The 14,210-nt window shown below is 71.0% G+C and carries 16 protein-coding genes; 3 read left to right on the plus strand and 13 right to left on the minus strand.

The window, feature by feature from the left end; genetic code table 11:
- Positions 1–175 precede the first annotated feature (175 nt).
- From ACFYMM_RS28750 to ACFYMM_RS28760, 3 genes are read left to right on the plus strand one after another with little or no spacing between them, the layout of a single operon-like run.
- A complete protein-coding gene (locus tag ACFYMM_RS28750) occupies positions 176–727 on the plus strand; it encodes a DUF1697 domain-containing protein (protein ID WP_388391501.1) in 552 nt (183 codons plus the stop codon).
- 55 nt (positions 728–782) lie between these two features.
- Positions 783–1,805: a ketopantoate reductase family protein gene (locus ACFYMM_RS28755; protein ID WP_388391503.1), complete on the plus strand. Its 1,023-nt coding sequence runs from the start codon at positions 783–785 to the stop codon at positions 1,803–1,805.
- A gap of 55 nt (positions 1,806–1,860) precedes the next feature.
- Complete coding sequence (locus ACFYMM_RS28760) at positions 1,861–2,475, plus strand: DsbA family protein (RefSeq protein WP_388391505.1); 615 nt, start codon at positions 1,861–1,863, stop codon at positions 2,473–2,475.
- Positions 2,476–2,760: 285 nt separating this feature from the next.
- Here ACFYMM_RS28760 and ACFYMM_RS28765 read toward each other — a convergent pair whose 3' ends face one another.
- The 13 genes from ACFYMM_RS28765 to ACFYMM_RS28825 form a co-directional block, all read right to left on the minus strand.
- Positions 2,761–3,501: a sirohydrochlorin chelatase gene (locus tag ACFYMM_RS28765; RefSeq protein ID WP_388391507.1), complete on the minus strand. Its 741-nt coding sequence runs from the start codon at positions 3,499–3,501 to the stop codon at positions 2,761–2,763.
- A gap of 6 nt (positions 3,502–3,507) precedes the next feature.
- Positions 3,508–4,389: an ABC transporter permease gene (locus ACFYMM_RS28770; protein WP_388391509.1), complete on the minus strand. Its 882-nt coding sequence runs from the start codon at positions 4,387–4,389 to the stop codon at positions 3,508–3,510.
- Positions 4,376–5,179, minus strand: coding sequence for an ABC transporter ATP-binding protein (locus ACFYMM_RS28775; protein WP_388391511.1), 804 nt, complete (start codon positions 5,177–5,179; stop codon positions 4,376–4,378). Before ACFYMM_RS28775 ends, ACFYMM_RS28770 begins: the two co-directional genes overlap by 14 nt.
- Positions 5,180–5,192: 13 nt before the next feature.
- Positions 5,193–6,296, minus strand: coding sequence for an ABC transporter substrate-binding protein (locus ACFYMM_RS28780; protein ID WP_388391513.1), 1,104 nt, complete (start codon positions 6,294–6,296; stop codon positions 5,193–5,195).
- 223 nt (positions 6,297–6,519) lie between these two features.
- On the minus strand, positions 6,520–7,854 hold the full coding sequence (locus tag ACFYMM_RS28785) for a sulfate adenylyltransferase subunit 1 (RefSeq protein ID WP_388391515.1): 1,335 nt from the start codon (positions 7,852–7,854) through the stop codon (positions 6,520–6,522).
- Between the two features lie 2 nt (positions 7,855–7,856).
- Positions 7,857–8,792, minus strand: coding sequence for a sulfate adenylyltransferase subunit CysD (cysD, locus tag ACFYMM_RS28790; RefSeq protein ID WP_388391517.1), 936 nt, complete (start codon positions 8,790–8,792; stop codon positions 7,857–7,859).
- Positions 8,789–9,325 carry an adenylyl-sulfate kinase gene (gene cysC, locus ACFYMM_RS28795; RefSeq protein WP_388391779.1) on the minus strand — a complete coding sequence of 179 codons (537 nt, stop codon included), beginning with the start codon at positions 9,323–9,325 and terminating at the stop codon, positions 8,789–8,791. Before cysC ends, cysD begins: the two co-directional genes overlap by 4 nt.
- A 23-nt stretch (positions 9,326–9,348) precedes the next feature.
- On the minus strand, positions 9,349–10,062 hold the full coding sequence (locus ACFYMM_RS28800; protein ID WP_388391519.1) for a phosphoadenylyl-sulfate reductase: 714 nt from the start codon (positions 10,060–10,062) through the stop codon (positions 9,349–9,351).
- Entirely contained in the window at positions 10,059–10,241 is a 183-nt protein-coding gene (locus ACFYMM_RS28805; RefSeq protein WP_388391521.1) for a hypothetical protein, read from the minus strand. The genes ACFYMM_RS28800 and ACFYMM_RS28805 overlap by 4 nt, the downstream gene beginning before the upstream one ends.
- Complete coding sequence (locus ACFYMM_RS28810) at positions 10,238–11,938, minus strand: nitrite/sulfite reductase (RefSeq protein ID WP_388391523.1); 1,701 nt, start codon at positions 11,936–11,938, stop codon at positions 10,238–10,240. Before ACFYMM_RS28810 ends, ACFYMM_RS28805 begins: the two co-directional genes overlap by 4 nt.
- 125 nt (positions 11,939–12,063) lie before the next feature.
- Positions 12,064–12,147, minus strand: a complete 84-nt coding sequence (locus ACFYMM_RS28815; RefSeq protein WP_309486338.1) for a putative leader peptide — start codon at positions 12,145–12,147, stop codon at positions 12,064–12,066.
- Positions 12,148–12,262: 115 nt separating this feature from the next.
- Positions 12,263–12,835 (minus strand): GNAT family N-acetyltransferase, encoded by a 573-nt coding sequence (locus ACFYMM_RS28820; RefSeq protein WP_388391525.1) that lies wholly within the window; start codon positions 12,833–12,835, stop codon positions 12,263–12,265.
- Positions 12,836–12,852: 17 nt separating this feature from the next.
- The gene (locus tag ACFYMM_RS28825; RefSeq protein WP_388391527.1) at positions 12,853–14,196 is read right to left on the minus strand and encodes a hypothetical protein; all 1,344 of its coding nucleotides are present in this window, start codon (positions 14,194–14,196) and stop codon (positions 12,853–12,855) included.
- Between the last annotated feature and the right edge of the window lie 14 nt (positions 14,197–14,210).

Raw genomic sequence — 14,210 nt, forward strand, 5'->3', positions numbered from 1 at the left:
TCTCGTCGTGCTGCCCGGTGAAGTGCCCGGCCGGGCTCTCACCGCAGGGGAGGACGGCGGCCCCTTACATCTATCCGCGCTTCTCGGGGGTGACGGTCAGGGTGCCCCACGCGTCGGCACGGATCCCCTCGCAGAACCCCCACGGGGGCACGACGGCCGCGTCTAAGGTGTCCGGATGACGACCTATGCGGCGCTCCTGCGCGGAATCAACGTGGGCGGCCGGAACAAGCTCCCGATGGCCGAGCTGCGACAGCTGATGGAGGGCCTCGGCCACGACCGCGTGCGCACCCATCTGCAGAGCGGACAGGCCGTCTTCGCGAGCGGTCACGGTGACGAGGAGTCCCTCGCCGCCGAGCTGACCGCGGCGATCGAGCGGAGCTTCGGCTTTCCGGTCGACGTGATCGTGCGCGACCACACCTATCTGACGGCGGTGGTCGAGGCCTGCCCGTTCCCGGCCGCCGAGCTGGAGGCCCGGCAGCTGCACGTCACCTACCTCTCCGCGCCGGTGACGCCGGAGCGGTTCGCGGACATCGACCGGGACGCCCATCTCCCCGAGGAGTTCGCCCTCGGCGACCGCGCGCTGTACCTGTACGCCCCGGACGGCCTCGGCCGCTCCAAACTCGCGGAGGCGCTCTCCCGGCGGCGGATCACCAAGGATCTGATCGCGACGACCCGGAACTGGAACACCGTCGTCAAGCTGGTGGAGCTGACGGCCCAGGAGGGCTGACCGTCGGCATGGCGCCAACTCCCGTGGCGCAGGAGGCGTGTGCGAGGCTCGCCCCATGCGTTACATCATCATCGGAGCGGGGGCGGTCGGCGGCACCGTCGGCGGGCGGCTGGCCCAGGCGGGGCACGAGGTCGTCCTGGTCGCACGGGGCGAGCAGTACGCGGGGCTGAGCGAGGGCGGGCTGCGGCTGCGGGTGCCGGAGGGCGAGCTGAGGTACCGGCTGCCCGTCGTCGACGGACCCGGCCCGCTCGGCGAACTGCGTCCCGACGACGTGCTGGTGCTGGCGGTGAAGACACAGGACAGCGTGGCCGCCCTGGAGACCTGGGGGCCGGCCCCGGTGGCCGGCGGCGGCACCGCGGGCGAGCGGCTGCCGCTCGTCTGCGCGCAGAACGGCGTGGAGGGCCAGCGCCTGGCGCTGCGCCGCTTCCGGCGGGTGTACGGCGTCTGCGTCTGGCTGCCCTCCACCTTCCTGGAACCCGGCCTGGTCTCCGCCGCCGGCACCCCCCTCACCGGCGTCCTGCACCTGGGCCGCCACCCCCACGGCACCGACGACACCGCCCGCCGGATCGCCGCCGACCTGGAGACCGCCCGCTTCGAGGCGCCGGTCGTCCCGGACGTGGCCCGCTGGCAGTACGCCAAGCTGCTCGCCAATCTCGGCAACGCCCTCCAGGCGCTCAGCGGAGCCGCCCAGGACGAGGCGGCCCGCGTTCTGCACGCCCGGGTACGGGCCGAGGGCGAGGCCGTGCTCGACGCGGCCGGGATCGCGTACGCGAGCGCCGAGGAGCAGTGGCAAGCGCGCGGTGACAAGGTCACCCTCGTCCCGCTCGACGGGGCCCCGGGCGGCGGCGGTTCCTCCTGGCAGTCCCTGACCCGGGGCACCGGCAGCATCGAGGCCGACTACCTCAACGGCGAGATCGTCCTCCTCGGCCGGCTGCACGGCGTACCGACCCCCCTGAACGAGCTGCTGCAACGGCTCGCCAACGCGTTCGCGCGCGAGCGGCGCCCGGCCGGCTCCCTGTCGGCCGCCGACCTGCTCCGTCTGGCCGACGAAGCGGGGAACGAGGAAATGGGCCAATGAGAACGAGGGCGATTGGGTCGGGTCTCTGTGCCACTCGGCGGCTAACGTCGAGGGTATGACGCATTCCGAGACCGTCGTGGACCTGTACTTCGACCCCGCCTGCCCCTTCGCCTGGATCACCTCCCGCTGGCTGCTGGAGGTCGAGCGGCAGCGCCCGGTCGACCTCCGCCTCCATGTGATGAGCCTGTATCTGCACAACGTCGGCAACGAACTCCCGGACTGGTACCGGGACCTGGTCGACCGGTCGATCGGCCCGGTGCGGGTCGCCGTGGCCGCGTCCGAACGCTACGGCGAGACGGTCCTGCGGGACCTGTACACCGCGTTCGGGACCCGGATCCACGAGCGCGGCGTCGAGGACTTCGACGCCGTGGTCGCCGAGTCCCTCGACGAACTGGGGCTGGCGTCCGATCTGGCGGCCGCCGCCCACGATCCGTCCTACGACGAGGCGGTGCGCCGCAGTCACGAGGCGGGCGTGGAGCCGGAGTCGGGCGGCTACGTGGGAACGCCCACGCTCCATGTCGACAAGACCGTCTGGTTCGGCCCGGTGCTGCGGGCCGTTCCGCGCGGCGCCGAGGCCGCGGAACTCTTCGACAGTTTCCGGGTCCTGGCGCGCCACCCCGACGTCTTCGAACTCAAGCGGACCCGTACGGGATCGCTCCGCTTGGACTGAACCGATTCACGCAGGCGCAGGCCTCCCACGGGAGGGGTATATGCCCGCACACCGAAGAGCCGTCTTCATCATGCCGGTTGCCACGGGCCGCGCGTCCGGCCCCTGTGACACTTTCGCCGCATCCGACGCTGTATCAAGTGCCGGTCGCGGCAAGGGGATTCGCAAGATCCTGAAAGAGGGTTCGGAAGACTCCGACGTCGTGCGCCGGCTCGCGGTCGTCCGCGAACCGGCGTCACAGGGGAGCGTCGGTGCGCGGACGGTCCGGGCCCGCCCGACCGGTCCTCGTCAGGCCCCCACGGCCGTCGGCACCGCGACCCGTGCCGCGTCGTACCGCCGCAGCAGCACCCGGGCCACCTCCGGTGCGGGGCCGAGGACGTCCGCCAGCACGTCCGCCCGCGCCGCGCCCCGCGCGATGCGGTCCGGCAGGAAGCCGGGGGCCAGGACGTAGGGGGCGACGGCGACCTTCGCGCAGCCCAGGGCGCGCAGTTCCCGCACCGCGTCCTCGGTGCGGGGAAGGGATGCGGAGGCGAACGCGGGCCGCACGGCGCACCAACCGGTGTGCCGCCACTCCCGCGCGATATCTGCGATCACCGCGATCGCCTCCGGGTCGGAGGACCCCGCCGAGGCCAGCACGACCCCGGTCGAGGACTTGTCGGCGGGGCTCAGCCCCGCCTCGTACAGACGCCGTTCGAGGGCGGACAGCAGCAGCGGGGACGGGCCGAGCACCTCCGCCTGCCGGATCCGCAGCCGCGGCGGCGCGTCCCGCAGGACCGCCGGGATGTCCGCCTTGGCGTGGAAGGCGCGGGTCAGGAGCAGTGGGAGGGCAACGACGTCCCGGACGCCCTCGGCCGCCAGCGACTCCAGCACCGCGTGCACGGACGGGACGTTGAAGTCCAGGAAGCCGGTCTCCACACGCAGCCCCGGCCGCAGCGACCGTACCCGCCGGACGAGGGCGTGCACGGTCGCCGCGTGCCGCGCGTCGCGGCTGCCGTGGGCGATGACGAGGAGGACCGGCTTGTCACGCATGGGACGTCAGCTCTTCACCAGCAGGCCCCGGCTGCGGAGCACCCAGCGCTCCAGCGGGCTGAAGATGATCAGGTCGATGGCGATGCCGACGGCCAGGATGAGGAAGATGGCCAGGAAGACCTGCGCCATGCTGCTGTTGGTCCGGGCGACCTCCAGCAGGTTGCCCAGTCCGACACCCAGATCGGGCGCCTGGGCGATGATCTCGGCGGCCATCAGCGAGCGCCAGGAGAACGCCCAGCCCTGCTTGAGGCCCGCCACATAGCCGGGCAGCGCGGCCGGCAGCACGATGTGCCAGGTGCCCTTCAGCCCCGTCGCGCCCAGGGTGCGGCCCGCCCGCAGGAACAGCGGCGGCACCTGGTCGACGCCGGACACCAGGCCGTTGGCGATGGAGGGGACCGCGCCGAGCAGGATCACCGCGTACATCATCGAGTTGTTCAGTCCCAGCCAGATCACCGCCGGCGGCACCCACGCCACCGACGGCAGCGACTGCAGACCGGACAGGATCGGGCCGATGGCCGCGCGCACGAACTTCACCCGCGCCACCACCAGGCCCAGCGGAGTGCCGATCACGAGGGCGAACAGGAAGCCGAGCAGCCCGCGCGACACGCTGGTCCAGATGTAACCGAGCAGGGTGCCCTTCAGCCAGGCGTCCTCGACCTCGGCCCACACGTCGGACGGGGAGGGCAGCTTGCTGCGGTCGCCGACGATCCCGAAGGAGACCAGCGCCTGCCACACCGCCAGCACCAGCACGATGGCGACGATCGGCGGCAGGATCTTGTCGACGAAGGTCTTGCGGAACGGAGGCCGGCCGGCGGCCGTGGTCTCCAGCGCGTCGAGGCCCGCCTCGACGCTCCCCGCGTCCCGGGACGTCGTCTCAGTGCTGGCCATGGCGGCGGATCTCCCCACGCAGTACATCGGTGATCTCAAGGGACAGTTCGGCCACGGGCGCGTCCTCGATGCGGCGCGGCTGCGGGATGTCGACGCTCCACTCACGGGCCACCCGGCCCGGACGGGAGGACAGCAGGACGACGCGCTGGGCGAGCCGTACCGCCTCGCGCACGTTGTGCGTCACGAACAGGACGGAGACCCCCGTCTCCGCCCAGATACGGGTCAGCTCGTCGTGCAGCACGTCGCGCGTGATCGCGTCCAGCGCCGCGAACGGCTCGTCCATCAGCAGCAGGTTGCTCTCCTGGGCGAGCGCGCGGGCCATCGCCACCCGCTGGCGCATACCGCCCGACAGCTCGTGGACGCGCTTGCCGTAGGCGCCCTTGAGCCGGACGAGTTCGAGCAGTTCCTCGGTCCTGTCGCGCCGTTCGGCCTTCACCACCCCCCGCAGCTTGAGGGCGAGTTCGATGTTCTTGCCCGCGGTCAGCCACGGGAAGAGGGCGTGTTCCTGGAACATCAGGGCCGGGCGGCCGTCCGTCACGATGGAGCCGGCGCTCGGCCGGTCCAGGCCCGCGACCAGGTTCAGCAGTGTGGACTTGCCGCAGCCCGAGGCTCCCAGGAGGGTGACGAACTCGCCCGGCGCGACATCGAGGCTGATGTCGTCCAGGACGAGCTGCTGCCCACCCGGTCCTGCGAAGGACTTCGAGACGTGCTCAAGGCGGGCCGCGCAGTCGACCGACTCGGCGGCCTTGGCGAGAGTCGTGGCCATGGTCGTCACCTCCTGGGAACTCATCGGGGTCCGTACGTCAGCTCGCGCCGAGACCGGCGTCGCCGACCGTGCTCTCGCCCTCGGCCTTGAGGACCTTGTTGAGGATGGTGAGGTCGTAGATCCCCTTGAGGTCGGGGTTCTGCAGCAGACCGGCCTTGACCGCGTGCTCCGCCTCGGTGTTGAGGGTGGCGGCCAGCGGGTCGTCGGTGAACTGGATCGACTTCCAGGCCGGGTCCAGGACGTTCGCCTTGAGTGCCTTGCCGGAGTCAGACTCCAGCTGCTTGTTGGCCGCCGCCTTCGCCGCGTCGGGGTTGGCGTTGATCCACTTGTTGGCCTCGACCGATGCCCTCAGGACCGCCTCGACGGCCTTCGGGTGCTCCTTGAGGAAGGCCTGGCGCACGATGATGTTCGTGATCACGAACTTCTTGTCGGGCCACAGCGACGACTCGTCGAGCAGTACCTTGCCGCCCTCGGCGACCAGCTTGGACGCCGTCGGCTCCGGCACCCAGGCGCCGTCGATGGAGCCGGACTTGAAGGCGTCCGGGGTGATCTTGTTGTCGGTGCGGATCACCGAAACGTCACCCTTGCCGCTCTGCGCGTCGACCTTCCACCCCTGGTCGGCGATCCAGTTCAGGAACGCCACGTCCTGCGTGTTGCCCAGCTGCGGAGTCGCGATCTTCTTGCCCTTGACGTCCTTCAGGGACTTGATCTTCTTCGGGTCGACCACGAGCTTCACGCCGCCCGAAGCCGAACCGCCGACGATGCGCAGGCTCTTGCCGCCGGACTTGATGTAACCGTTGATCGCGGGGGAGGGGCCGATCCAGCCGATGTCGATGGAGCCCGAGTTCAGCGCCTCGATCTCGGACGGACCGGCGTTGAAGATCTGGTAGGCGGCCTTGGTGGCCCCCAGCTCCTTCTGGAAGAAGCCCTTCTGGTTGGCCACCAGCGCGGTGCCGTGGGTCAGGTTCCCGAAGTAGCCGATCTTGACGGACCCCAGCCCGTCGATCTTCTTGGCCCCGGCGGCGATCTTCGCGGTGTCGTTGTTGTCGGCCTTGGAGCCGTAGCTGCAGGCGGCCAGGGTGAGCAGGGGGAGCGCGGCTATGACCGCGAGGGTGCGGCGCAGAGCGGTTGTGGCAGGCACGGGAGGCTTTCCTCTCGTTGGCCCGGCGGTCACGGTCTTTCAGGTCGTGGCCGGGAGATCGGCAGGTCTTCGTCTACAGCGGTGGGGGGTGAGGGCGCGCGGGCAGTGCGCGTACGTCAGCGCACACATCGCGCCACTCCGCCCTGTCCGCTGCCGAGGGCGCCGCTGCCGACGCGGCCGCCCTCCTTCGCGAACTGCGAGTAGAAGTCCCTGGTCTTCATGCTCAGAAGTCCCAACCGTCGTCTTCGGCCTCGTCCTTGACCGGCTCAGGCGCGGCGAAGGACTCGCCGACCATACCGGCGGTCAGTGTGGTGCCGTCGCTCGGGTCGATCAGGATGAACGAACCGGTGCGGCGCGAGTCCGCGTAGGAGTCCACCGGCAGCGGCTCCGCGGTGCGGATCTTCACCCGGCCGATGTCGTTGGCGACGAGCAGCCCCGGGTGCGGGTGCAGGGACAGGTCGTCGAGGGTGAGACGGGACGGGATGTCCTTGACGATCGCCTTGACGGTGCGGGTCCCGTGCTTGAGCAGCACCCGGTGGCCGACGGTCAGCGGCTGGTCGGCGACGTGGCAGACGGTCGCCTCGATGTCCTGCGTGGTCTCGGGCGCGTCCTTGGTGGGCACGATCAGGTCGCCGCGCGAGATGTCGATGTCGTCCTCCAGCAGGAGGGTCACCGACTGGGTGGTCCAGGCGACGTCCACCGGCTCGCCCAGCAGGTCGATGCCGGAGATCCTCGTCGTACGGCCGGACGGCAGCACGGTGACCGGCTCGCCGACCCGGAACGAACCGGCCGCGATCTGGCCCGCGTAGCCCCGGTAGTCCGGGTGCTCGGCGGTCTGCGGGCGGATCACGTACTGCACGGGCAGCCGGGCGTGGCAGTGGCTCAGGTCATGGCTGACCGGGACGGTCTCCAGGTGCTCCAGGAAGGTCGGCCCGCCGTACCAGTCCATGTTCGCGGACGGTTCCACCACGTTGTCACCGGCCAGCGCCGAGATCGGGATCGCGGTGATCTCCGGGACGCCCAGCTCCAGCGCGTACGCCGTGAACTCCTCGGCGATCGCCGCGAAGACGGACTCCTGGTAGTCGACCAGGTCCATCTTGTTGACGGCGAGGACGACGTGCGGGACCCGGAGCAGGGCCGCGATGGCGGCGTGCCGGCGGGTCTGCTCGACGACGCCGTTGCGGGCGTCGACGAGGATCACCGTCAGCTCGGCCGTGGAGGCACCCGTCACCATGTTGCGGGTGTACTGCACATGGCCGGGCGTGTCGGCGAGGATGAACCGGCGCTTGGCCGTGGCGAAGTAGCGGTACGCCACGTCGATCGTGATGCCCTGCTCGCGCTCGGCGCGCAGTCCGTCCGTCAGGAGCGCGAGGTCGGGTGCCTCCTGGCCGCGGTTGCGGGAGGCGTGCTCCACCGCTTCCAGCTGGTCGGCCAGCACCGACTTGGAGTCGTGCAGCAGCCGTCCCACCAGGGTCGACTTGCCGTCGTCGACGGAACCGGCGGTGGCGAACCGCAGCAGGGTCGTGTCCGAGAGGGCCTCGGTCGTGGTCGTGCTCATGCTTAGAAGTACCCCTCGCGCTTGCGGTCTTCCATCGCGGCCTCGGACATCTTGTCGTCGGCGCGGGTCGCGCCGCGCTCGGTCAGCCGGGACGCGGCGATCTCGGCGATGACGGCCTCCAGCGTGGTCGCGTCCGAGTCGACGGCACCGGTGCAGGACATGTCACCGACGGTCCGGTAACGGACGAGCCGCTTCTCGACGCTCTCGGTGTCCTTCGGGCCGCCCCACTCGCCGGCGGTCAGCCACATGCCGCCCCGGGCGAACACCTCGCGCTCGTGCGCGAAGTAGATCTCCGGCAGCTCGATGCCCTCGCGGGCGATGTACTGCCACACGTCCAGCTCGGTCCAGTTGCTGAGCGGGAACACCCGGACGTGCTCACCGGGCGCGTGCCGGCCGTTGTACAGGTTCCACAGCTCGGGCCGCTGTCGGCGCGGATCCCACTGGGAGAACTCGTCGCGCAACGAGAACACCCGCTCCTTGGCGCGGGCCTTCTCCTCGTCGCGCCGCCCGCCGCCGAAGACCGCGTCGAACCTCTCGCTCTGGATCTTCTCGGTCAGCGGGACGGTCTGCAGCGGGTTGCGGGTGCCGTCCGGGCGCTCCTTGAGGACACCGCGGTCGATGTAGTCCTGCACGGAGGCGACATGCAGCCGCAGCCCGTGCCTGGCCACCGCGCGGTCGCGGTAGTCGAGGACCTCGGGGAAGTTGTGCCCGGTGTCCACGTGCAGCAGCGAGAAGGGCACCGACGCCGGCGCGAACGCCTTCAGCGCCAGGTGCAGCATGACGATGGAGTCCTTGCCGCCGGAGAAAAGGATCACCGGCCGTTCGAACTCGCCCGCCACCTCGCGGAAGATGTGCACCGCCTCGGACTCCAGCGCGTCCAGGTGGGACAGGGCGTACGGGCTGTCCGTGCCCTCGTGGACGGTCGCGACGGTCGTCATGCCAGTCCCCTCTCGCTGAGCAGGGCGTACACCGACGCCGCGGACTCCTTGACGGTCTGGTTCTGGGACTCGATCCGCAGGTCGGGCGTCTCGGGCTCCTCGTAGGGGTCGTCGACGCCGGTCAGCCCGGACAGCTCGCCCGCGGCCTGCTTGGCGTACAGCCCCTTCACATCACGCACCGAGCACACCTCGACCGGGGTCGCCACATGGACCTCGACGTACGACGTCCCGTTCTCCGCGTGCCGCTTGCGGACCGCCTCGCGGCTGTCGGCGTACGGAGCGATCACCGGGACCAGCGCCTTGACACCGTTGCGGGCGAGCAGTTCGGCGACGAAGCCGATGCGCTGCACGTTGGTGTGCCGGTCCTCGCGGCTGAAGCCGAGGCCCGCGGACATGAACTCGCGGATCTCGTCGCCGTCGAGCACCTCGACGCGGTGGCCCTCCTCGCGCAGTCGGCCGGCCAGCTCGTACGCGATGGTGGTCTTGCCGGCACTCGGCAGACCCGTGAGCCAGACGGTGGCTCCGGTCGTCACTGAAGTCTCCTGGGTCGTCGTGGTCATGCGTGCAGCCCGCACTCGGTCTTGGCGCGTCCGGCCCAGCGGCCGGCGCGCGCGTCCTCGCCCGCGAGGACGCGGCGGGTGCAGGGGGCGCAGCCGACGGACGCGTAACCGTCCATCAGCAGCGGGTTGGTCAGTACGCCGTGTTCGGCGACGTACGCGTCCACGTCGTCCTGGGTCCAGCGGGCGATCGGGCTGATCTTGACCTTCTGCCGCTTCTCGTCCCAGCCGACGACCGGGGTGTCCGCCCGGGTCGGGGACTCGTCGCGGCGCAGCCCGGTCGCCCAGGCCCGGTAACCCTCGAGGCCCTTTTCCAGGGGCTGCACCTTGCGCAGCCTGCAGCACAGGTCGGGGTCGCGGTCGTGCAGCCGGGGCCCGTACTCGGCGTCCTGCTCGGCGACCGTCTGGCGCGGGGTCAGGGTGATGACGTTGACGTCCATCACCGCCTCCACCGCGTCGCGGGTGCCGATGGTCTCCGGGAAGTGGTAGCCGGTGTCGAGGAAGACGACGTCCACGCCCTTCAGGACGCGGGACGCCAGGTGGGCCACCACCGCGTCCTCCATGGAGGACGTGACGCAGAAGCCGCTGCCGAAGGTGTCCACCGCCCACTGGAGGATCTCCAGCGCGGAGGCGTCCTCCAGGTCACGGCCCGCCTGCCCGGCGAGCGCCCTCAGTTGCTCGTTCGAAAGCTGCTGTGCCTGAGCCGTCGTCATATCAGCTCATCCCCTCCATGGTCGGCTCGCTGAACACCCCGGGCCAGCAGCCCGAGGAACTTCAGCTGGAATGCGCGGTTGCATGCCGCGCATTCCCAGGCGCCGTGGTTCTGCTCGCTGGGACGCAGGTCCTCGTCGCCGCAGTAGGGGCAGTAGAAGGGCGCGGCCCGCTCGCTCACGACAGCGCCTCCTCGGAAGCCCGAGCGGCCCAGGTGGCGAACCGCTCGCCGTCCTCGCGCTCGGCCTGGAACCGCTTGAGCACGCGCTCGACGTAGTCGGGCAGCTCCTCGGCGGTGACCTTCAGACCGCGCACCTTGCGGCCGAAGCCGGCTTCGAGGCCGAGCGCGCCACCGAGGTGCACCTGGAAGCCCTCGACCTGCTCGCCCTGGTCGTTGAGGACCAGCTGGCCCTTGAGACCGATGTCCGCCACCTGGATTCGGGCGCAGGCGTTCGGGCAGCCGTTGAGGTTGATGGTGATCGGCTCGTCGAAGTCCGGGACGCGGCGCTCCAGTTCGTCGATCAGCTGGGAGCCGCGCACCTTGGTCTCGACGATGGCGAGCTTGCAGAACTCGATGCCGGTGCAGGCCATGGTGCCGCGCCGGAACGGGGAGGGCTTGGCGGTCAGGTCCAGTGCCTCCAGCGCCCCGACCAGCGAGTCGACCTGCGCCTCCTCGACATCGAGGATGATCATCTTCTGCTCGACGGTGGTCCGCACCCGGCCCGAGCCGTGCGCCTCGGCGAGGTCGGCGATCTTCGTGAGGGTGGTGCCGTCGACGCGGCCGACACGCGGTGCGAAACCGACGTAGAAACGGCCGTCCTGCTGGCGGTGCACGCCCACGTGGTCGCGCCACTGCCGCACCGGCTGCTCGGGCGCCGGTCCGTCGACCAGCTTGCGCCCCAGGTACTCGTCCTCCAGCACCTGCCGGAACTTCTCCGCGCCCCAGTCGGCGACCAGGAACTTCAGACGGGCGCGGGTGCGCAGCCGGCGGTAGCCGTAGTCACGGAAGATCGACAGGACGCCCTCGTAGACGTCGGGCACCTCGTCGACCGGCACCCAGGCGCCGAGCCGCACGCCCAGCTTGGGGTTGGTCGACAGACCGCCGCCCACCCACACGTCGAAGCCCGGCCCGTGCTCGGGGTGCCGTACGCCGACGAACGCCACGTCGTTGATCTCGTGCACCACGTCCAGCAGCGGCGAGCCCGAGATGGCGGTCTTGAACTTGCGGGGCAGGTTCGAGTACGCCTTGTTGTTCAGGACGCGGCGCTTCATCTCCTCCAGCGCCGGCGTGCCGTCGATGATCTCGTCCTCGGCGATGCCCGCGACCGGGGAGCCGATCATCACCCGGGGCGTGTCGCCGCAGGCCGTGACCGTCGACAGCCCGACGGCCTCCAGCCGCTCCCAGATCTCCGGCATGTCCTCGATGCGGATCCAGTGGTACTGGACGTTCTGCCGGTCGGTGATGTCCGCCGTGCCGCGCGCGAACTCCTGCGAGATCTCGCCGATCACCCGCAGCTGCCGGGTGGTGAGCCGGCCGCCGTCGATCCGCACCCGCAGCATGAAGTACTTGTCGTCCAGCTCCTCCGGCTCCAGGATCGCGGTCTTGCCGCCGTCGATCCCGGGCTTGCGCTGGGTGTAGAGGCCCCACCAGCGCATACGTCCACGAAGGTCGTTCGGGTCGATCGAGTCGAACCCGCGCTTGGAGTAGATCGTCTCAATGCGCGTCCGCACGTTGAGACCGTCGTCGTCCTTCTTGAACTGTTCGTTGCCGTTGAGCGGGGTGAAGTGACCCGCGGCCCACTGGCCCTCACCACGGTGACGACTCACCTTGCGGCGGGGCGCGGAAGCGGCAGGGTCCTGCGGGGTGGCGGCGGCCATGGTTGTTACGTCCTTCGGGACAGGCGGAAGCGGCTCTGACCTGCGCATGCGGGCGCATCGGGGCACATGTGCGCGTCATTGCGCGGGAGGAGACAGACAGGGGGAATCCGGCGTCGCTGGGGCTGTCAGCTCGCCGGACAGATGGCGCTGGACATGCGGCCGAGGTCGACGTGCCGCCGACTCACCAAGGCAATTCCAGTTCCAGACATGACGGAAGCGTGTCACGGGGATCTCGGGACAGTCCACCTTCATCCGGATATTGGACACGCTGGTCCCGTATGATGAGACGCTGTGATCTGGGTCATTCCGGAGCGGCCAGGGCGGCTAGGACGCGAACGCCCCCGGCCACGGCCCGGGCGCGGTCGCCTCCGGTTCCAGTTCCACCTTCGTGTCGAACAGCCGGAATCCGCGCCGCTGGTAGTTGTCCATCGCGAACTCCCCGTCCTTGCTGCAGGTGTGCAGCCACACCCGCTTCGTCGGGGTCCGTCCCGGCCAGCGGTCCGCGAGGTCCCAGGCGCGGGCGGTGGCGTACGACAGCAGGTGACCGCCGATCCGGCGGCCCCGGAAGTCCGGGAGGAGACCGAAGTAGACGATCTCCACGACGCCCTCGTCCTGCGGTTCGAGTTCGGCGTAGCCCGCCGGGGTGCCGCGGTCGTGGGCCACCCAGGTCTCCACGCCCGGCCGGTCCAGGTGCTCCAGCCAGCGGGCGTGGCTCCAGGACAGGCGGTCGGTCCAGAGGACGTCCCCGCCGACCGAGGCGTAGAGGAAGCGGCTGAACTCGGGCGAGGGCACCTCGGAGCGGACGATCCGCAGGTCGCCCTCGGGGGCGGCGGCGGGCAGGAGGTCGGACGGGGACGTCTGCTCCAGGGACCAGGTGGTGACGGGGACGCTGCTCATGGGGGCCAGGGAATCATCTACCCCAGCGAACTGTCGATCGAGGCCAGCGGGACGGAGAAGAGCGCCCGGTCGGACAGGGCCCAGACCTCGCCCGTCTCCTGCCAGTAGGACAGCGCCCCGCCGCCCTCCGTCCAGCAGTGGTGCGTCACGTCCGAGCCGCAGCGCGCCGCCTTCGCTCCCCGCCCGTCCTGACGCCACAGGCCGCCGTGGCCGCCCATGAAGCCCGGCAGGTGGTCGATGTACCAGGCGGGCCGGGCGGCGGGGGAGGAGCCGGCCGGCTGGTACGCCAGGACGCCCCGGATGCCGGACGCCCGCGTCCGGTACAGGTCGACCGCGTCCACCCGGCCCGACGCGTCCGCCGCGAGCAGGCCGCCGCGGGCCGGGTCGGTGCTGAAGGGATAGCGCCACAGACGGGCGTGGTGGCCGCCGCCCGAGGGCAGCGACTCGGCGGCCACCAGGGTGTCGGGCACCGAGCCTCGGTCCAGGGAGAGGGCGCCCGGGCAGGGGGAGCCGGTCGCCGAACAGGGGCCGCCGAGGAAGCGGTACGAGCCGACCGCGGGCATCACGTACCGGTAGCCGTCCGCCGACCAGCCGCCCGGGACCCGGCCGATCGCCGCGCCGTCCGCCGTGGTGCGCTGGATGCGGTTCAGATCGTAGACATAGAGGGCCTCGGCGCTGCCCGTACGGGCCGTCACCAGCAGTTTGTCCTGATACCAGACCATGCCGGTGACGCCCGAGACCAGGCCCCGGTAGTTCCGGCCGCCGTCCACCGGCACCACCAGCAGCACCCAGCGGTAGGCGAGCCGGTCGGGGTCGGCCGCGTCCACGAACGCGACCCTGGCCAGGCCGCGCTCGGCGGCGGGCCCCGAGGTGGTGCTGTGCGTCCAGCCGGCGAGGATCACGCGGTGGGCACCCCACAGGCCGTCGTCGTCGGCGTCCCCGGAGGTGGTCACCGAGGCCGGCTGCCAGCCGGCGGAGGCGGTGTCGGCGCGGTCCCAGCAGTAGGCGTGCGCGGCGGCCGGGGTGACGGGCAGTGACTCACGGTCGTCGGAGGTGCAGTCGGCCGCCCGGCGCAGGGTGCGGTCGGTGGTCTGCAGGACGGCGCCGACCCCGACGGGGTCGCCCATCGCGGCGGCGAGCCGGTCGAGCGAGCGCTGGGGGACCAGGTCCTCCCGCACCCGCAGCCGCCCGGTCTCGGCGGAGGAGGTCAGCGGCTTCAGCGCGCCCGGGTCGTCCGCGACGGAGGCCTGCGAGGCGCTGATCAGGGTGGCGGTGGCGGTGAGCGCGAGCGCGGTGCCGGCCAGGGCGGCCCGCAGGGCCGCGCCCCGCCTGCGTCGACGGTGTCTGCCGCGATGCTTCATTCTTCCTCCCGAGG

It is taken from the genome of Streptomyces sp. NPDC006739, assembly GCF_042869815.1.
Classification (GTDB): Bacteria; Actinomycetota; Actinomycetes; order Streptomycetales; family Streptomycetaceae; genus Streptomyces.

Excerpts from the sequence above, each read along its gene's own strand:
- ACFYMM_RS28750 (WP_388391501.1), top strand. The coding sequence starts at position 176 with ATGACGACCTATGCGGCGCTCCTGCGCGGAATCAACGTGGGCGGCCGG.
- ACFYMM_RS28755 (WP_388391503.1), top strand. The coding sequence starts at position 783 with ATGCGTTACATCATCATCGGAGCGGGGGCGGTCGGCGGCACCGTCGGC.
- ACFYMM_RS28760 (WP_388391505.1), top strand. The coding sequence starts at position 1,861 with ATGACGCATTCCGAGACCGTCGTGGACCTGTACTTCGACCCCGCCTGC.
- ACFYMM_RS28765 (WP_388391507.1), bottom strand. The coding sequence starts at position 3,501 with ATGCGTGACAAGCCGGTCCTCCTCGTCATCGCCCACGGCAGCCGCGAC.
- ACFYMM_RS28770 (WP_388391509.1), bottom strand. The coding sequence starts at position 4,389 with ATGGCCAGCACTGAGACGACGTCCCGGGACGCGGGGAGCGTCGAGGCG.
- ACFYMM_RS28775 (WP_388391511.1), bottom strand. The coding sequence starts at position 5,179 with ATGAGTTCCCAGGAGGTGACGACCATGGCCACGACTCTCGCCAAGGCC.
- ACFYMM_RS28785 (WP_388391515.1), bottom strand. The coding sequence starts at position 7,854 with ATGAGCACGACCACGACCGAGGCCCTCTCGGACACGACCCTGCTGCGG.
- cysD (WP_388391517.1), bottom strand. The coding sequence starts at position 8,792 with ATGACGACCGTCGCGACCGTCCACGAGGGCACGGACAGCCCGTACGCC.
- ACFYMM_RS28800 (WP_388391519.1), bottom strand. The coding sequence starts at position 10,062 with ATGACGACGGCTCAGGCACAGCAGCTTTCGAACGAGCAACTGAGGGCG.
- ACFYMM_RS28810 (WP_388391523.1), bottom strand. The coding sequence starts at position 11,938 with ATGGCCGCCGCCACCCCGCAGGACCCTGCCGCTTCCGCGCCCCGCCGC.
- ACFYMM_RS28815 (WP_309486338.1), bottom strand. The coding sequence starts at position 12,147 with ATGTCTGGAACTGGAATTGCCTTGGTGAGTCGGCGGCACGTCGACCTC.
- ACFYMM_RS28820 (WP_388391525.1), bottom strand. The coding sequence starts at position 12,835 with ATGAGCAGCGTCCCCGTCACCACCTGGTCCCTGGAGCAGACGTCCCCG.
- ACFYMM_RS28825 (WP_388391527.1), bottom strand. The coding sequence starts at position 14,196 with ATGAAGCATCGCGGCAGACACCGTCGACGCAGGCGGGGCGCGGCCCTG.